We start from the raw sequence: 17,812 nt of genomic DNA on the forward strand, positions 1-17,812 counted from the left end.
TATCCGCAAGTAAATTGACCTTATCCGCAAATAAATTTCCTTTATCCGCACATAAATATATCCAGCCATAAAAAATTTCCGAGATTTAAGCCTGAATTTCAAAAAAACCCATAAAATCCGCAGTTTTCACCATAAAAAATGAATATTCTCCCCTCTGCCATGCATATTGTGAAGTATTCAGAAAGATGGAGAAGTGCCGGTGCGATTGGCATTTGCCAAGATATTTCCATACAACATTTACCGGGAATATTGTAAAATGGGGACAGGGGGAATGTATGATGAATTTGAAAGCTGGGTTATGGCAGCAGCAGACAATGAAATTAACAATGACACAGGAGCTGACACAGGCGATTGCCCTTCTGCAATACAGCACACAGGAGCTCTCTGCATTCCTGGAAAGCAAAGCGCTTGATAATCCCCTTTTAAAAGTAGAGTCCGGTCATGTCAAGACGATGGATCCCCGTTATGACCGTGTCAAACTGACGAGAACAAAAGTCGAAAAAGATAAAATAAATTGGATTGAGCAGATTGGCTGCGGAAAGACGATGATGCTGGATGAATATTTGAAATCGCAGCTTCATTTGAAATTAAACAAGGACGAACAAAAAGTGATTGAGCATCTTATTGAGAGCCTTGATGAAAACGGTTACTTACGTGCAGATCTGCAGACAGCAGCCAGGACTCTCCAGATGCCCCTTGAAAATGTGGAGCAAATGCTTGAAGAGCTGCAGGAACTCGAGCCTGCTGGCATTGGCGCTAGGAATCTTCAGGAGTGCCTGTCCCTGCAGATTAAGAGATTGCCAGAGAGAAATGAACTGGCTGAAATCATTATAGATGACTACTTTACCTTTTTTGCGGAAAAGAAATGGAAGGAGATTGCCAAGCAGCTCAGTGTGGAGCTAAAAGAGATTCAGGAGGTATTCGACCTCGTGCAGACCATGAATCCAAGACCGGCTTCATCCTTTCAAAGCGAGAAATCCGCATATATAACACCGGACGTGATTATTCAGTGGGATGGAAGCTCTTTTTCCGTAAGTGTTTTTGATGAAGTGCTTCCTAAAATCAGTTTTAATGAAGGCTATTATAAAAAGTTTTCGGCCACTGGAGACCGGAATGTCAGCCGCTTTTTGCAGGAAAAGCAGCAGGATTACCAATGGATCATGAGGAGCATCGAGCAGAGAAAAGAGACACTTGCAAATGTGACACTTAAAATCGTTGAAAAACAGCAGGACTTTTTTATAAAAGGACCTTCTCATCTGAAGCCGATGACTATGAAGGAAATATCAGATGAACTTGAAATACATGAATCAACTGTCAGCCGTGCTGTCCGGGAAAAATATGCACAAACCCCATATGGGACGTATGAGCTGAGATCGTTCTTCTCAAGCACGATCAAAACAACCTCCGATGAAAATACGTCTTCACAGCAGGTAAAGACGATTATTAGTAAAATGATTGAAGGGGAAAATAAGCAAAAGCCTTTATCCGATCAAGAGCTTGTGAAGCTGCTGAAGGAACAAGAGGGGATGGTTGTCAGCAGAAGGACGATTGCAAAATATCGGGATCAGCTGGGTATTCCATCATCATCGAAACGGAAAAGGTATGACTGACAAAGGAGATTTGCTGATTGAAACAGCCAGAGCTAGTGTTTTACACACGCAGCAGATGCCCGCTGTGTGATAAAGCTAAGGAAGTAATAGTGGAATTGAAGAAAGAATATGATTTTACCTTAATTGAGAAAGACATTGATGATAGCGATGAACTGACCGAGAAGTATGGGATCATGATTCCGGTTGTTGAAATTGATGGGAACGAAGTGCAGTTCGGGCATATTGACGCCATTACATTATGTGAAGCGCTTACAGAAAAAAACTGAGTTTTATCAGTTGATTTCAATACTCACTCTTGCTATTATGAAAGAGAAGCAAGGGTGATTTTTTTTACGGTAAGTGGGACATAATATGTCTATGCGGGACAAAAAATGACCACATATGATGAAGGAGCTTTCCGGATGTACTCACTAATTGATATTCAAAAAAGATTATTGCCTGATATGCTTGCGGTTATGCAGAAGCGCTATGGGATTCTTCATTACATAGGGCTGATGGAGCCGGTTGGAAGACGGAGCCTTGCAGTAAGTTTAGGCCTGACGGAAAGAGTGCTGAGAAGTGAGGTTGAGTTTTTAAAAGACCAGAACCTGATCCGTATTTCAAGTACGGGAATGAGCCTTTCTTCTGATGGCAAGGATTTGCTTGAAGCTCTTAAAGGAATAATGAGGGATATTTCGGGTATAGCCGTAATGGAGCAGGATTTATCCCGAAAACTTGGCATTCGCCAGGCGATCATTGTTTCCGGAAACAGCGATGAATCTCCATGGGTGAAGCAGGAGCTTGGCAGGGCCACAGCGATGTGCATGAAATCAAGGCTCAAAGGAAAAAATATCATCGCAGTTACCGGCGGTTCCACAATGGCAGCCGTAGCAGAGATGCTTACTCCTGATCTTGCTGAACGGGATTGGCTGTTTGTGCCGGCACGGGGCGGAATTGGGGAAGATGTTAAAAATCAGGCTAATACCATTTGTGCAAAAATGGCTGATCATACAGATTCCAGACACCGCGTCCTTTATGTACCGGACCAGGTGAGCAGGGAGATGTATGAAAGCATCATTAAAGATCCAAATATTAAAGAAGTAATCACCCAGATCAAATCTGCAAGCATGGTTTTACACGGGATTGGGGACGCTATTACAATGGCGGAACGCCGCAAAACCAGTGAAGAAGATTTTGAGAAAATAAAGCATGCCAAGGCAGTAGGCGAATCTTTTGGCTATTACTTCAATGAAGGCGGCGAGGTTGTACATAAGGTTCAGACCATCGGCCTTCAGCTGGATGACCTATCCCATATTGAACATGTCATTGCAGTGGCAGGCGGTTCCTCAAAGGCTAAAGCCATCGCTGCATACATGAAACGGGCACCATCCTCTACCATTTTAGTGACAGATGAAGGTGCAGCAAAACAGTTGTTAAAAGGGTAATCCCTTTTCAAATATTAAATCTACCTTTCTAAGGAGGAAATAATCATGGCAGTTAAAGTTGGTATTAACGGATTTGGAAGAATCGGGCGTGTTGTTTTCCGTGCAGCTCTTAAAAACCCTAACGTAGAGGTTGTAGCAGTAAATGACCTTACAGATGCAAACATGCTTGCACACCTTTTAAAATATGATTCCGTACACGGAACATTAAATGAAGAAGTAACAGTTGACGGCGATTACCTTGTTGTTGGCGGCCATAAAGTAAAAGTGCTTGCTGAGCGCGATCCTGCACAATTAGGATGGGGAGATCTTGGCGTAGAAGTAGTAGTAGAATCTACTGGCCGTTTCACAAAGCGTGCTGACGCTGCGAAACACCTTGAAGCTGGCGCGAAGAAAGTAATCATCTCAGCTCCTGCAACTGACGAAGATATCACAGTGGTTATGGGTGTTAACCATGATAAATATGACCCTGCAAACCACCATGTAATCTCAAACGCATCTTGTACAACAAACTGCCTGGCTCCATTTGCAAAAGTATTGAACGACAGCTTCGGAATCAAGCGCGGTATGATGACAACTGTTCACTCATACACAAATGACCAGCAGATCCTTGACTTGCCGCACAAAGACTATCGCCGTGCACGTGCAGCAGCCGAAAACATCATCCCAACAACTACTGGAGCTGCAAAAGCCGTATCTCTAGTATTGCCTGAACTAAAAGGCAAACTGAACGGTGGAGCTATGCGTGTTCCAACTCCAAACGTTTCTCTAGTTGACCTTGTTGCTGAGCTTGACAAAGATGTAACAGCAGAAGAAGTAAACAGTGCTCTTAGAGCAGCTGCTGAAGGCGAACTAAAAGGCATCCTTGCATACAGCGAAGAGCCATTAGTATCTGGCGACTACAACGGAAACCCGGCTTCTTCTACAATCGATGCACTTTCTACAATGGTTATGGAAGGCAGCATGGTCAAAGTTATCTCTTGGTATGACAACGAGTCTGGTTACTCTAACCGCGTAGTGGACCTTGTTGACTACATCGCTCAAAAAGGGCTTTAATAGATAAATTTTTTCCAGAAAAATATTCGTTTTGCGAAGCATTCTCAAGATGAATTTTTTCTTTAAAAAAATACCTCATCTTGTTGGATATTAAAATCGCTAACGTCTATAATGGATAAGGGTAAAAGGGGAGCAGGGAAACAATCCCTCTCCCTTTTGTTTTAAAGCAAAAAGTAAAAATAATTCACTAGGGTGGTGTCTAGCTCCAGCGCCTAGGGGCTCGAGTCATAAGCCAATCGCTTCTGAAGGCAAAGAACGCCTTCTGCCAGCGCTCGTCTTATGCTTGAGGACCGCAGGGATGCGGTTCATGCAGACGTTGCCACAGGACGTGGCGTTTTTAGTCTGCGTACCTCTTGGGCAAGGCGCTTCCGCTTTTCCTGGTAAGGAGGTCCTTTTGCTATGAACAAAAAAAGCGTAAAAGATGTTGAGTTACAAGGTAAGCGTGTTTTCTGCCGGGTTGATTTCAACGTGCCGATGAAGGATGGACAGGTAACAGATGAAACTCGCATCAAAGCAGCTCTTCCAACGATTGAGTATTTGATTAACCAGGGTGCTAAAGTGATCTTAGCAAGCCATCTGGGCCGCCCGAAGGGTTCAGTTGTTGAAGACTTGCGTTTAACACCAGTAGCAAAGCGTTTGTCCGAGCTTCTTGGCAAAGAAGTGAAGAAGGCCGATGAAGCATATGGAGATTCTGTAAAAGCAATGGTTGACACGTTAGGTGACGGAGATGTTCTTCTTCTTGAAAACGTGCGTTTCTATCCTGGCGAGGAAAAGAATGATTCTGAACTTGCAAAGGCATTTGCTGAGCTTGCTGATGTGTATGTGAACGATGCCTTTGGAGCAGCACACCGTGCACATGCTTCAACGGAAGGAATTGCGCAGCACCTTCCTGCAGTATCAGGACTATTAATGGAAAAAGAACTTGATGTACTTGGAAAAGCTCTTTCAAATCCTGAGCGTCCATTTACAGCCATTATCGGCGGTGCAAAGGTTAAAGATAAGATCGGTGTAATAGAAAACCTTCTTGAAAAGGTAGACAACCTGATCATTGGCGGCGGACTTGCCTATACGTTTGTAAAAGCTAACGGCCATGAAGTAGGAAAGTCACTTTTAGAAGAAGATAAAATTGACCTTGCAAAATCGTTTATGGAAAAAGCGAAAGAAAAAGGCGTGAACTTCTATATGCCTGTTGATGTCGTGGTAGCAGACGATTTTTCCGAGGAAGCCAATATTAAAACAGTAGCAATAGAAGAAATTCCTTCTGATTGGGAAGCACTTGATATCGGACCTAAAACCCGCGAAATCTATAGCGATGTAATCCAGAATTCCAAGCTGGTAATCTGGAATGGGCCAATGGGTGTTTTTGAATTGAAGAAATTTGCAGGCGGAACAAGAGCTGTGGCTGAGACTTTAGCAGAAGCGAATGATACATATTCAGTCATCGGCGGCGGCGATTCTGCAGCAGCGGTTGAGAAATTCCATCTTGCTGACCGCATGAGCCATATTTCAACAGGCGGCGGCGCTTCCCTTGAGTTTATGGAAGGAAAGGCTCTGCCTGGCGTAGTTGCTTTAAACGATAAATAATTTTTGATAGAGGCAATTTTTGCCCTGCCTATTGACCATAATAAAATGCATGAAAGGACGTGCAACATGCGTAAACCAATTATCGCAGGAAACTGGAAAATGCATAAAACACTTCCGGAAGCGAAAGTCTTTCTTGAAGAAATCAATGGCTTAGTGCCTGGGAAAGAGCAGGTAGAAACAGTTGTATGTGCACCTGCACTATTCTTGGAGCGACTTGTTGAAAGCTCAAAGGGTTCAGATGTTGAAATCGGCGCGCAAAACATGCACTTCGAAGAAAGCGGTGCTTTTACAGGCGAAGTCAGCCCTGTGGCACTTGAAGACCTTGGGGTAAAATATGTAATCCTTGGTCATTCCGAACGCCGGGAAATGTTTAATGAAACAGACGAGGCAGTTAACAAAAAAACTTTGGCTGCTTTTAAATACAATTTAACTCCTATCGTTTGTGTCGGTGAATCGCTTGAACAGCGTGAAAGCGGTGAAACGATGGATCTTGTAGGCTCGCAGGTGGAAAAAGCTCTTAATGGCTTAACAGAAGATCAGGTAAAACAGACTGTTATTGCGTATGAGCCAATCTGGGCAATCGGAACAGGCAAATCTTCCACATCTGCAGATGCGAATGAAGTATGTGCGCATATCCGCTCTGTTGTTGCGAAGCAATTTTCGCAAGTTGCTGCAGATGCAGTCCGCATTCAGTACGGCGGCAGCGTAAAGCCTGGAAATATTAAAGAATATATGAGCCAGCCTGATATTGATGGAGCTCTTGTAGGCGGCGCAAGCCTTGAGCCTGAAGTCTTCCTTCAATTATTGGAGGCAGGCAAGAATGAGTAAATCTCCAGTTGCATTAATCATCTTAGATGGTTTCGCATTGCGCGGCGAGCGGATGGGAAATGCCGTTGCCCAGGCAAAGAAACCAAACTTCGAACGCTACTGGAATACCTACCCTAACGCAACGCTGACAGCCAGCGGCGAAGCAGTAGGTCTTCCGGAAGGGCAAATGGGAAACTCTGAAGTAGGCCACTTAAACATCGGTGCAGGCCGGATTGTATATCAGAGTTTAACAAGAGTGAACGTGGCGATTCGTGAAGGACAGTTTGAGAAAAACGAAACGTTCCGTTCTGCGATTGACCATGTTAAAAAGACTGGCACGGATCTTCATTTGATGGGACTCCTTTCAGATGGAGGCGTTCACAGTCATATTCAGCACTTATTCGCACTGCTTCGTATGGCCGCTGAAGAAGGTGTGAAGAATGTCTATGTTCATGGATTCCTGGATGGACGTGATGTTGGCCCGCAAACAGCAGCAGGCTACATTAAAGAAGCGCAGGAAAAAATGAAGGAGTACGGAGTCGGCGAATTTGCGACGATTTCCGGACGCTATTATTCCATGGACCGCGACAAACGCTGGGAGCGTGTTGAAAAGTCTTACCGTTCCATGGTGTATGGTGATGGCCCTTCATACAGCGATCCCTTGGATTTAGTTGAAGATAACTATAAAAATGGTATCTTTGATGAGTTCGTCATTCCATCTGTCATTACTGCAGAAGATGGTAAACCGGTTGCAACAATTAAGAACAATGATGCAGTTATTTTCTATAATTTCCGTCCGGACAGGGCAATCCAGATTTCGAACACTTTTACAAATAAAGACTTCCGTTCCTTTGATAGAGGGCCAGGGCATCCGGAGAACTTGTTCTTCGTTTGTTTAACCCACTTCAGTGAAACAGTTGACGGATATGTAGCGTTCAAACCTACCAACCTTGATAACACTTTAGGTGAGGTTTTAGCGCAAAACGGAAAAACACAGCTCCGCATTGCGGAAACAGAAAAGTATCCGCACGTGACGTTCTTTATGAGCGGCGGGCGTGAAGAGAAATTCCCCGGCGAAGAGCGGATCCTGATCGACTCACCGAAAGTAGCTACCTATGACCTTAAGCCCGAGATGAGTGCTTATGAAGTGACGGACGCGTTGCTGAAGGAAATAGAGGCTGATAATTTCGATGCGATCATCCTGAACTTTGCCAACCCGGACATGGTGGGGCACTCAGGCATGCTTGAGCCTACGATCAAGGCGGTTGAAACGGTTGACGAATGCCTTGGCAAAATTGTTGATCTGATTATTTCTAAAGGCGGAAAAGCGATCATCACAGCTGACCATGGCAATGCCGATGAAGTTGTTACTTTGGAAGGCAGCCCAATGACCGCCCACACTACAAACCCGGTTCCAGTCATCGTTACAGAGGATGGTGCAGAACTCCGCACAGATGGAATTTTAGGAGATCTTGCTCCTACTGTCCTGGACCTGCTTGGACTGGAAAAACCTGCGGAAATGACAGGAACAACTTTATTGAAAAAGTAATCGGTGACAGGCACCAGCCGAACTTTGTCGAAAACGATTTTTCATAAAAAAGGAGAGAATTACTATGCCATTTATTGAACAAGTATATGCTCGTGAAGTATTAGATTCCCGCGGTAACCCAACAATTGAAGTTGAAGTTTTAACAGAATCAGGATTTTTTGGCCGTGCCATCGTTCCTTCTGGAGCATCCACTGGTGAGCACGAAGCAGTAGAACTTCGTGACGGCGACAAGTCCCGCTACCTTGGAAAAGGTGTTCAAAAAGCAGTAGACAACGTGAACAATCTGATTGCTGACGCTGTTATCGGCTTGGATGTAACGGATCAGGTTGGCATCGACCGCACAATGATCGCGTTAGATGGAACTGAAAACAAAGGCAAGCTTGGTGCGAATGCAATCCTTGGCGTATCCATGGCTTGTGCACATGCTGCTGCCGAGTCTGTAGGACTTCCATTATACCGTTACCTTGGCGGCTTCAACGCGAAGCAGCTTCCAACACCAATGATGAACATCATCAACGGCGGATCTCACGCTGACAACAACGTAGACTTCCAGGAATTCATGATCATGCCTGTAGGAGCTCCTACTTTCAAGGAAGCAATCCGCATGGGTGCTGAAGTATTCCATTCATTGAAGAAAGTTCTATCTGGCAAAGGCTTAAACACTGCTGTAGGTGACGAAGGCGGATTCGCTCCAAACCTTGGCTCTAACCGTGAAGCTCTTGAAGTAATCATTGAAGCAATCACTAATGCTGGCTACGAAGCAGGCAAAGACATTTTCCTTGCTATGGATGTTGCTTCCTCTGAGTTCTACAACAAAGAAACTGGCAAATACGATCTTGCAGGTGAAGGCCGTACGGGCTTAACTTCAGAAGATATGGTTAACTTCTACGAAGAGCTTGTAAACGAGTTCCCAATCATCTCAATTGAAGATGGTCTTGACGAAAACGACTGGGAAGGCCACAAGCTATTAACTGACCGCATCGGCGGCAAAGTTCAGCTTGTTGGTGACGACCTGTTCGTTACAAACACGAAGAAGCTTGCTCAAGGAATCGAGCAGGGCGTAGGCAACTCAATCTTGATCAAAGTAAACCAAATCGGTACATTAACGGAAACATTTGAAGCAATCGAAATGGCGAAGCGCGCTGGCTACACTGCAGTTGTATCTCACCGTTCCGGTGAAACAGAAGATGCTACAATCGCTGATATCGCCGTTGCAACAAACGCTGGCCAGATCAAAACTGGTTCAATGTCACGTACAGACCGTATAGCTAAATACAACCAGCTTCTTCGCATCGAAGACGAGCTTGGCGATTTAGCTGTATATGATGGATTAAAATCTTTCTATAACTTGAGCAAGTAATCTTGCTTGTGCAGCCGTCCCGGGTGGGGCGGCTGTTTTTTTAGTCTTGGCCGGTAAATAGGACAGTTTGGCCGGTATTTTTCCGGTTTTGGCCGGTAAATATCAAATATTGGCCGGTAAATATTCATTTTCGGCCGGTAAAATGAAGACTCTCAAAAAAATCGGCAGATAATTGATAGGTTCGGTCCTTGTATGAACCGGTATAGGGAAGTTTCAGCGCAGTCAGCAGCTTTTTGGCAATATTTGAGGAAGATAAATGGGTGAATTCCCGAAATTGTTGATTCGTAATGGAGGAACTAATCAAAAGAAAGTAATCATGGAGGGTTCTAATATGTGCTTCCTTATCAGCAGTAAGGCAATTACCGCATTTCCAGGTGCCCCGCACCCTTTTAAGTGAAAATCGGCTGCAGGCAGGACATTGAATGCCGGTAATAATCTCTTTTATATCAATGTCATAGTATTTTAGGACACTGTAATTCGCAGGGATATGTTTATTTGTAATAGCTCTGCTTAACTTTCTGATCTCTCTGTCTGTTAATTTCTCTTCAGGATATTTCTCCTTTAGTCTATCTATCCTTTCTCTCAAATGGCTCGCATGCAGCACCTTTTCTAAGGCCACTTTGTGATAAGAGGGAGTCTTGATAATAGTAGAAGGATTGCTGATCACAACAAGGTACTCAATGGGTGTGTGAATCTTACGATCAGCTAGCCATTTTGCAAGTTCCTTTTGCTGCCTTTTAGCTTGTATTAAAGGATCAAGAAAACCTCTTTCCTTTTCTTGCATGCTCTGAATCAGCTGGTTAAATGCGGGGTCAAAATAAATAGTGCCGGAGATGTTCTTAATTTCGAGGGTAAGAAGGAAGTTTGGGCATAGGAGAAGCATATCGATTTGATAGAAGTCTCCGTTTCCATTGGAAAGCCGAATATCTTTAACAATTATGAACTCAGGTAAATCTTTTAAAAAGTAATCCACAGATTCTTCTCCGCGAATACCTGCTTTTCGCTTCGTTAAATCACTTTCAATGAGACCCCTTTTTGGATGTGATAGCGGCAGTCTTCTCAATAAAGCGTTCATGCTTAGAATAAAATTTGATTTCTTCCGCTCTTTTATGATCAATGGCATCAGTCCTTTCACAATATAGATTCTCTCAACTGCTATAAAAGTCCTTCCAACTAACAGGTCCTGCCAAAATCTTATTGTTTATACAACCAAAATGTGATAAATTAAGAATAATGTGATTGTACGTTTTCAGGAGGTGGCTTCATGCATACATTATTGATTACCCTTTTAGTCATAGTTTCGATTGGCCTTATTGTAGTTGTACTCCTTCAGTCTGGTAAAAGCGCAGGTCTTTCCGGTGCCATTTCAGGGGGAGCTGAGCAGCTTTTTGGAAAGCAAAAAGCACGCGGGATTGATCTGATTCTTCACCGCATTACGATCGTTCTATCTGTTTTATTCTTTATCCTTACTGTTTTGGTTTCTTATTTCGCGATATAAATGAATGCAGCGCCTGGCCTTCAGAAGGTCAGGCTTTTATTTTTGGCTTTGCACATTTGCATATGTTGGCTAACGTCCACATTTTTTTACGTAAGAAAGCTTTTTATTGGCATGTTGCCCCGCTGTTTGCTAAAAATAAGGAATGCAGATTCAATCAAACGTTTGATTAATAAAATTATAGGAATTATAAAGGTAAAAGGAGTTTTATCCATGAGAGTTGTTGCGCCAAAACCATTTACATTTGGAAATGGAAAAAGAGCAGTCCTGCTGCTGCATGGTTTCACTGGAAATACAGCAGATGTAAGAATGATGGCAAGATTTCTTGAAACAAAGGGCTACACCTGCCATGCACCGCAGTATAAGGGACATGGGGTTCCGCCTGAAGAGCTTGTTCATACAGGCCCGGAAGACTGGTGGAAAGATGTGATGGACGGGTACGAATTTCTAAAAAACAAGGGTCATAAAGAAATTGCAGTGGCCGGACTTTCCCTTGGCGGCGTATTTTCCCTTAAATTGGGTTACACTGTACCTGTAAAGGGTATTGTTCCGATGTGCGCACCTATGTACATAAAAAGCGAAGAAGTCATGTATGAAGGAATTCTGAACTACGCAAGAGAATATAAAAGACTTGAAGGAAAGCCGGAAGCACAAATTGAGCAGGAAATGGAAGAGTTCCAAAAGACACCGATGAATACATTAAAGGCACTCCAGGAGCTGATCGCGGATGTGCGCAATCATGTGGATATGATATACTCCCCAACATTTGTTGTACAGGCACGTCATGACCATATGATCAACACGGACAGTGCTAATATCATTTTTAATGAAGTGGAGAATGACTTAAAGCAGCTGAAGTGGTACGAAGAATCCGGGCACGTGATTACTCTCGATAAAGAGCGTGACCAGCTGCATGAAGATGTGTATGCGTTTTTAGAAAAGCTTGATTGGGAAGAATAATACCAGAAGAAAAACTCCCCAAGGAGGGATGAAGATATGGAAAATAATATACAACAGCTGATCGACAAGCTGCTTCATTATATGAAAGATGAAGCGTATAAGCCATTGACGGTTCAGGAGCTTGAAGCCGCGTTTGGAATAGAGGATTCCACTGGCTTCAAAGATTTCGTCAAGGCACTTGTTGTCATGGAGGAAAAAGGGCTTGTCGTCAGAACGAGAAGCAATCGCTATGGCTTGCCGGAAAAAATGAATTTGATCCGCGGCAAGCTTTCCGGCCATGCAAAGGGATTTGCCTTTGTCATTCCGGAAGAGCAGGGAATGGATGATATTTTTATCCCGCCCAATGAAACAAATAATGCCTTAAATGGCGATATCGTTCTTGCGCGTGTGACGACTGAGAGTTCAGGACAGAGGCGGGAAGGTACGATTGTCCGCATCTTAGAACGCGGTGTGACACAAATTGTCGGAACCTATACGGAAAGCAAGCATTTTGGATTTGTTATCCCGGATGATAAAAAGTTTGCCAGTGATATTTTTATCCCCAAATCAGCATCAAAAGGTGCTGTTGAAGGGCACAAGGTCGTTGTAAAACTGACCACTTATCCAGAAGGCAGAAAGAGTGCAGAAGGAGAAGTTATCGACATACTTGGACATAAAAACGACCCGGGTGTGGATATTCTCTCTGTTATTCACAAGCATGGCCTTCCGCTGGAGTTTCCGGATGAGGTGCTCAAGCATGCCGAGGAAACGCCGGATACGATTGATCCAAGCGAACTGGAAAACCGCCGGGATCTTAGAAACGAAGTCATCGTTACCATTGACGGCGCTGATGCGAAAGACCTTGATGACGCGGTAATGGTCCAAAAGCTTGAAAACGGCCATTACAGACTGGGTGTCCATATTGCGGATGTTACTTATTATGTACGCGAAGACTCACCAATCGACCGGGAGGCTGAAGAGCGGGCAACCTCCGTTTATTTAGTGGACCGGGTAATCCCGATGATCCCGCATCGCTTATCAAACGGCATTTGCTCATTGAATCCGAAAGTGGACCGTCTTACTCTTTCTTGTGAGATGGAAATCACACCGGATGGAGAAGTCGTGAATCACGAGATTTTCCAGAGTGTGATTAAGACAACCGAACGGATGACTTATTCAGATGTGAATAAGATTTTAGAAGAGCAGGACGAAGAACTTATCAACAGGTACCAATCGCTTGTGCCGATGTTCGAGCTGATGAAGGAGCTTTCTCTGATCTTACGTAAAAAGAGAATGCATCGCGGAGCCATCGACTTTGATTTTAAAGAAGCGAAAGTCATAGTGGATGAAGAGGGCAATCCGACAGAGGTGGCATTGCGTGAACGCTCGATTGCGGAGCGCCTGATTGAAGAGTTTATGCTCGCAGCCAATGAAACTGTTGCTGAGCACTTCCATTGGATGGATGTACCTTTCATTTACCGTATCCATGAAGATCCGAAGGAAGATAAGCTGAGAAGATTTTTCGAGTTTATTACAAACTTCGGCTATATCGTAAAAGGAACAGCCAATTCCGTTCACCCGCGTGCTCTTCAGGAAATCATTGAAGAGGTTCAGGGCAAGCCGGAAGAAATGGTTGTATCCACAGTGATGCTCCGCTCCATGCAGCAGGCGAAGTACTTTGAAGAGAGCCTTGGTCACTTCGGGTTATCAACAGAGTTTTACACACACTTCACATCACCGATTCGCCGTTACCCGGACCTAATTGTCCACAGACTAATCCGCACCTATTTAATTGAAGGAAAGCTGGATCAGGCGACAAGGGAAAAGTGGAACGCACAGCTCCCGGATATTGCTGAGCATTCTTCCAATATGGAGCGCCGTGCAGTTGAAGCGGAACGTGAAACAGATGAGCTTAAGAAAGCGGAATATATGGCTGATAAAATTGGCGAGGAATATGATGGCATAATCAGCTCTGTTACGAACTTTGGAATGTTTGTCGAGCTTCCAAACACGATTGAAGGCCTTATTCATGTCAGCTATATGACGGACGATTATTACCGCTATGACGAGCGCCAGATGGCGATGATTGGCGAGCGTACGGGCAATGTTTTCCGCATAGGCGACGAGATCACTGTTCGTGTCGTCAATGTAAATAAAGACGAACGTTCGATTGATTTTGAAATCGTCGGCATGAAGGGGACCCGCAGACGGGAACCAAGAGAAGCTCCAAAGGTGTTCAAGACCGGAAGCACTGAGAAAAAGCCGCGCAGAAGTAAGTCTGACCAGGGAAAAGGAAATAGTTCAGGCGGCCCGAGAAAGAAAAAAGAGAAAAAGCATTACGAAAATGCGCCAAAAGCAAAGCGGAAGAAAAAGAAACGGTAAAGAAAATTGGGAGGGCCTAAAAGGCTCTCTCTTTCCCTTCACAGCAGGGCTCCTCGTTGAGAGGGGCACGCAATTTTGCTATAATAGAAAGACCGCTATAGAACGGGTGCTGCATTTCCTGATATCAGGAAAGAGGAGCAAAGGGGGATTCAACATGCCAAAAGGAACTGGCAAAATGGTTGCGCAAAATAAAAAGGCCTATCATGACTATGCTATAGAAGAAACATACGAAGCGGGTATTGTTCTGCAGGGAACGGAAATTAAATCGATCCGTGCGGGCAAGGTGAATCTGAAGGACTCATATGCCAGAATTCAAAACAATGAAATTTATCTTTTCGGCATGCATGTCAGTCCTTATGAGCAGGGGAACCGCTACAATCACGACCCGCTAAGGACAAGAAAGCTTCTTTTGCATAGAAAAGAAATCAGCAAGCTGATTGGTGAGTCGAAGGAAGTCGGCTACTCGATCGTTCCATTAAAAATGTACCTCAAAAATGGATATGCCAAAGTTTTAATTGGCCTGGCGAGGGGTAAAAAGAAATATGACAAGCGTGAGGATCTGAAGAAGAAAGAAGCCAAGCGTGAAGTAGAGCGTGCTTTCCGCGAAAGGCAGAAAATGTAAATCCAGAACCTTACAATTGAAAAATTAGCTCAGTGTGCTATAATAGTAATTGTCACAGAGAGTGACACAATCTTTTGCTCATCTATTTCGAGCTTATCCGAACGTCAGCGTGCTGAATAAGATTCGGCGCAGACCTATTATAATGGGGACGCTACGGATTCGACAGGGATAGTTCGAGCTTAGGTTGCGAGTCGAGGGGATCGGCCTCGTTAAAACGTCAAAGCCAATAACTGGCAAAACTCAAAACAACTTCGCTTTAGCTGCCTAATAGGCCTTTAGCGGTTCGCCCCTCCATCGCCCATGTGGTAGGGTAGCGGACTCACTCTTAGTGGGCTACGCCGGATTCCACCGCCTGAGGATGAAGGAAGAGAACAACCAGGCTAGCTGGCCGGACGCCCGTCGATAGGCATAAGGACCAGCGAAGCGCGAATATATCGACTACACTCGTAGAAGCTTAAGTGCCGATATTTCTGGACGAGGGTTCGACTCCCTCCGTCTCCACCAAATACATATTTGGTGGTTTTTTATTGTCTTTGTGACTTAACTCATAATTTTGCCGTGAGCCAATGATATGCTTCATTAAGCTTTTGGCGAAAATATGCTTCAATACTTTCAAGGAACTGTAGTAAATCTACAGTTCTTTTTATTTGATTATATTTACTACAAAAAATTGAACTAGTGACTATCTACATCCTCACCATTAATGCTTTTATATATAATTTTTATCTACGATTATAATGTCCATTTGAAATTATTAAGATAACAGGGTAGGTGTGTGAAATGGAGGGGGTGGATTATATAAGTCGGGTCAAGTATAAGTGGGGTAAAATTAGCTTCTTTCAAAAGCTGCTGATTTGTGAATTTCTGTATTTAAACAAACGGGTGCTTATGTTAAAGGTCGTTTGTTAATAGTGCAGCTTTTTTCTTTTTAAACTAAAGGAGCAGGATAGTTGAAGAAGTGAATCAAAGAGAGGATGCAGTGCAAACTTTATCCTCTAATCTTTTGCTGCACGCAGTATAGTCCGTTGTAGGTGCAGCTACAAAATAATCTGGGATTGTGGATAAAGATTTATCGATCTAAATCTAAACGTCTTTAGTTATATCATACCTTAACAATTGTCGATGCTTATAAAATTTTTCAAAAATAATACCCATTAAATAGAAAAATAACAATCCAAAACAAATGTGAATGAGTGTAAATTTAACACCAAATGAAGCAAATTCATATACAATAACCGGTAATTTTGCAGTTGTCCAAACTCCTAAAAAAAATACAATATAGCGTATGCTTGCTCCTTTTTTTAATAATAGTGCTGCAATTGGAAAAGCTACGTAGAGGGGCCCAGCTGCAATTATTCCTAATAATAGGGAGAACAAAATGCCATAGATTCCAGATTTTTCTCCCATATATCTTATAAGTGTTTCTTTCTCCACCCATTTGTCAAGCAAACCTACGAATATTAATACAGGAGGGAGTAGAAACAGCATATCTAAAATGCTTTTTCCTGTTAATTGAAATGCGTTCCATCCCACCGATTGGTTTATAAAGGTAAGGATAATGAGCCCAAATAATAAAATGAAAAAGAAACGATACCTTATTAATCTAGTCATCCCATCACCACCCAAATAATATATGAAAATATTAGAGACATTACCACTGCAGATACGTTGCGAGAATAGGCAAAACTTCGCCCAAATATCTTTTGTTCCATAGGTAAAGTTGTGATTCCTACGGACATTAATGTAGACATTAATACAGCCACTTGAGGGAGTCCTGCACCATTTTGGACTAATGTGTATCCAAGAGGAAATACAACAAAGCTAGGAACTAGTGCAATAGAACCGATTAATGCCGAATAAACAATACCTGTCAATCCAGATTTTTCTCCAATGATTGAAGAAATTAAGGTTGGAGTTAATATAGACAGTGATAGTCCTACGAAAAGCATAATTGATAACATGTCAGGTATAATATTACGAAAGCTTTTCCATGACTTTATTAGAGCATCTCTCGTTTTATTTCGATCTTTGATAAAAGAAATACTGAGAAGAATAATAGCCATAGCGTAAAGGATAGTACCATTAATCATGATGAGAATCCTTCCATTCATTGTATTTATTTAAGAAAAATGATAAGTTCTTCTTTTTTTCTTCTATATCTATTTGAAAATCTTCTAATTTTCTTTTTCCAACTGTAGTAATTTTGTACATTTTTATCAGCTTATCTTGATTAGATGTGTCCAAATAAGATTCAACAGCACCTTCTTTCTCTAATGTTTTTAATGTTCGATAAAGAATGGCACTATCAATTGGATTGATGGGAAGCTCTTCTTCACATTTCTGCAGGAGTTTCCCTCCATAGCTATCTCCCTCTGTTAAAAACAGCAGAAGAAATGCACCTGTATGTCTCCCTGTATGTTTCATGATATATTTAGCCTCCTAATTTAAAATGTAAAATTTTTTGGCAACACATTACTGTTAATAACAGTATACTGTTAACAACAGTAATATGTCACTAACAGTATGTTTTTTTAAAAAAAATTTTGTTCGACTTTTCAGTTCAGCTTTCGTAGGGTTAGTTGGATGGTAGCTAAAGAAAGGAATTACAGTCCCATCTCGTGCGATGACAGAACAAGCGGGGGTATAGTTAAGTGGAATCCATAGTTATCACTTATGAAATAAACTCCCTTATAATTTAGAATGACAGAAACACATTGATCGTTTAAGAATTTTGTCTTTTACTGATTTAATAAGAAATTAGAATGTGAGGGATTGCACTTAAACTAGCGCGTGCATTAGTTGAATTAGCAAATCCTTAAATAACAAAAACTCGCAATTTTCTAATACGAGTTTTCTTTGTTATAACCTGATGGTAAGCAACAATGTTTACGAAAACAGCCTAAAAAATAAAGAGTGGGTTATGCAGCTATGTATTTATCTTAAGTAGAAATCACTGATGGCTACAGCATATTTAAAGAAATAAACAA

At 42.6% G+C, this 17,812-nt stretch carries 16 protein-coding genes and 1 other RNA gene; 13 read left to right on the top strand and 4 right to left on the bottom strand.

The window, feature by feature from the left end:
- The first annotated feature begins 278 nt into the window (after window positions 1-278).
- The 8 genes from rpoN (at window position 279) to eno (ending at window position 9,387) form a co-directional block, all read left to right on the top strand.
- Entirely contained in the window at window positions 279-1,610 is a 1,332-nt protein-coding gene (rpoN, locus tag QUF73_20440) for an RNA polymerase factor sigma-54 (protein ID MDM5228499.1), read from the top strand.
- Between the two features lie 17 nt (window positions 1,611-1,627).
- Entirely contained in the window at window positions 1,628-1,876 is a 249-nt protein-coding gene (locus QUF73_20445) for a glutaredoxin family protein (GenBank protein ID MDM5228500.1), read from the top strand.
- A gap of 135 nt (window positions 1,877-2,011) precedes the next feature.
- Complete coding sequence (locus tag QUF73_20450) at window positions 2,012-3,034, top strand: sugar-binding domain-containing protein (protein MDM5228501.1); 1,023 nt, start codon at window positions 2,012-2,014, stop codon at window positions 3,032-3,034.
- A gap of 45 nt (window positions 3,035-3,079) precedes the next feature.
- Window positions 3,080-4,087, top strand: a complete 1,008-nt coding sequence (gene gap, locus QUF73_20455; GenBank protein ID MDM5228502.1) for a type I glyceraldehyde-3-phosphate dehydrogenase — start codon at window positions 3,080-3,082, stop codon at window positions 4,085-4,087.
- A 399-nt stretch (window positions 4,088-4,486) separates the two neighbouring features.
- On the top strand, window positions 4,487-5,671 hold the full coding sequence (locus QUF73_20460) for a phosphoglycerate kinase (GenBank protein ID MDM5228503.1): 1,185 nt from the start codon (window positions 4,487-4,489) through the stop codon (window positions 5,669-5,671).
- A 66-nt stretch (window positions 5,672-5,737) separates the two neighbouring features.
- Window positions 5,738-6,499 (top strand): triose-phosphate isomerase, encoded by a 762-nt coding sequence (gene tpiA / locus QUF73_20465; protein MDM5228504.1) that lies wholly within the window; start codon window positions 5,738-5,740, stop codon window positions 6,497-6,499.
- The gene (gpmI, locus tag QUF73_20470) at window positions 6,492-8,027 is read left to right on the top strand and encodes a 2,3-bisphosphoglycerate-independent phosphoglycerate mutase (protein MDM5228505.1); all 1,536 of its coding nucleotides are present in this window, start codon (window positions 6,492-6,494) and stop codon (window positions 8,025-8,027) included. The genes tpiA and gpmI overlap by 8 nt, the downstream gene beginning before the upstream one ends.
- Window positions 8,028-8,091: 64 nt before the next feature.
- Window positions 8,092-9,387: a phosphopyruvate hydratase gene (eno, locus tag QUF73_20475; GenBank protein MDM5228506.1), complete on the top strand. Its 1,296-nt coding sequence runs from the start codon at window positions 8,092-8,094 to the stop codon at window positions 9,385-9,387.
- Between the two features lie 124 nt (window positions 9,388-9,511).
- Here the strand turns inward: eno and QUF73_20480 are convergent, their stop codons facing one another.
- Complete coding sequence (locus QUF73_20480) at window positions 9,512-10,522, bottom strand: nuclease-related domain-containing protein (protein MDM5228507.1); 1,011 nt, start codon at window positions 10,520-10,522, stop codon at window positions 9,512-9,514.
- Window positions 10,523-10,651: 129 nt separating this feature from the next.
- Between QUF73_20480 and secG the strand changes: the two genes are divergently transcribed.
- The 5 genes from secG to ssrA all read left to right on the top strand — a co-directional run bounded on the left by secG (window position 10,652) and on the right by ssrA (window position 15,329).
- Window positions 10,652-10,885 (top strand): preprotein translocase subunit SecG, encoded by a 234-nt coding sequence (gene secG / locus QUF73_20485; GenBank protein MDM5228508.1) that lies wholly within the window; start codon window positions 10,652-10,654, stop codon window positions 10,883-10,885.
- 210 nt (window positions 10,886-11,095) lie between these two features.
- Window positions 11,096-11,842 (top strand): carboxylesterase, encoded by a 747-nt coding sequence (locus QUF73_20490; protein ID MDM5228509.1) that lies wholly within the window; start codon window positions 11,096-11,098, stop codon window positions 11,840-11,842.
- Window positions 11,843-11,878: 36 nt separating this feature from the next.
- The gene (gene rnr / locus QUF73_20495) at window positions 11,879-14,203 is read left to right on the top strand and encodes a ribonuclease R (GenBank protein ID MDM5228510.1); all 2,325 of its coding nucleotides are present in this window, start codon (window positions 11,879-11,881) and stop codon (window positions 14,201-14,203) included.
- Window positions 14,204-14,357: 154 nt separating this feature from the next.
- Window positions 14,358-14,825 (top strand): SsrA-binding protein SmpB, encoded by a 468-nt coding sequence (gene smpB / locus QUF73_20500; protein ID MDM5228511.1) that lies wholly within the window; start codon window positions 14,358-14,360, stop codon window positions 14,823-14,825.
- A gap of 144 nt (window positions 14,826-14,969) precedes the next feature.
- Window positions 14,970-15,329: a transfer-messenger RNA gene (gene ssrA / locus QUF73_20505) on the top strand.
- Window positions 15,330-15,908: 579 nt separating this feature from the next.
- Here ssrA and QUF73_20510 read toward each other — a convergent pair.
- The 3 genes from QUF73_20510 to QUF73_20520 are packed head-to-tail and all read right to left on the bottom strand — an operon-like array spanning window position 15,909 to window position 17,249.
- Complete coding sequence (locus QUF73_20510; GenBank protein ID MDM5228512.1) at window positions 15,909-16,436, bottom strand: permease; 528 nt, start codon at window positions 16,434-16,436, stop codon at window positions 15,909-15,911.
- Window positions 16,433-16,915: a hypothetical protein gene (locus QUF73_20515; GenBank protein MDM5228513.1), complete on the bottom strand. Its 483-nt coding sequence runs from the start codon at window positions 16,913-16,915 to the stop codon at window positions 16,433-16,435. The genes QUF73_20510 and QUF73_20515 overlap by 4 nt, the downstream gene beginning before the upstream one ends.
- Window positions 16,908-17,249 carry a helix-turn-helix transcriptional regulator gene (locus QUF73_20520; GenBank protein ID MDM5228514.1) on the bottom strand — a complete coding sequence of 114 codons (342 nt, stop codon included), beginning with the start codon at window positions 17,247-17,249 and terminating at the stop codon, window positions 16,908-16,910. Before QUF73_20520 ends, QUF73_20515 begins: the two co-directional genes overlap by 8 nt.
- Between the last annotated feature and the right edge of the window lie 563 nt (window positions 17,250-17,812).

The sequence above is a fragment of the Cytobacillus sp. NJ13 genome (genome assembly GCA_030348385.1).
Classification (GTDB): domain Bacteria; phylum Bacillota; class Bacilli; order Bacillales; family Cytobacillaceae; genus Cytobacillus.

Bases quoted from the DNA above. Each gene is read 5' to 3' on its own strand.
- rpoN (MDM5228499.1), top strand. From the start codon at position 279: ATGAATTTGAAAGCTGGGTTATGGCAGCAGCAGACAATGAAATTAACA.
- QUF73_20450 (MDM5228501.1), top strand. From the start codon at position 2,012: ATGTACTCACTAATTGATATTCAAAAAAGATTATTGCCTGATATGCTT.
- gap (MDM5228502.1), top strand. From the start codon at position 3,080: ATGGCAGTTAAAGTTGGTATTAACGGATTTGGAAGAATCGGGCGTGTT.
- QUF73_20460 (MDM5228503.1), top strand. From the start codon at position 4,487: ATGAACAAAAAAAGCGTAAAAGATGTTGAGTTACAAGGTAAGCGTGTT.
- tpiA (MDM5228504.1), top strand. From the start codon at position 5,738: ATGCGTAAACCAATTATCGCAGGAAACTGGAAAATGCATAAAACACTT.
- gpmI (MDM5228505.1), top strand. From the start codon at position 6,492: ATGAGTAAATCTCCAGTTGCATTAATCATCTTAGATGGTTTCGCATTG.
- eno (MDM5228506.1), top strand. From the start codon at position 8,092: ATGCCATTTATTGAACAAGTATATGCTCGTGAAGTATTAGATTCCCGC.
- secG (MDM5228508.1), top strand. From the start codon at position 10,652: ATGCATACATTATTGATTACCCTTTTAGTCATAGTTTCGATTGGCCTT.
- QUF73_20490 (MDM5228509.1), top strand. From the start codon at position 11,096: ATGAGAGTTGTTGCGCCAAAACCATTTACATTTGGAAATGGAAAAAGA.
- rnr (MDM5228510.1), top strand. From the start codon at position 11,879: ATGGAAAATAATATACAACAGCTGATCGACAAGCTGCTTCATTATATG.
- smpB (MDM5228511.1), top strand. From the start codon at position 14,358: ATGCCAAAAGGAACTGGCAAAATGGTTGCGCAAAATAAAAAGGCCTAT.
- QUF73_20510 (MDM5228512.1), bottom strand. From the start codon at position 16,436: ATGACTAGATTAATAAGGTATCGTTTCTTTTTCATTTTATTATTTGGG.
- QUF73_20515 (MDM5228513.1), bottom strand. From the start codon at position 16,915: ATGATTAATGGTACTATCCTTTACGCTATGGCTATTATTCTTCTCAGT.
- QUF73_20520 (MDM5228514.1), bottom strand. From the start codon at position 17,249: ATGAAACATACAGGGAGACATACAGGTGCATTTCTTCTGCTGTTTTTA.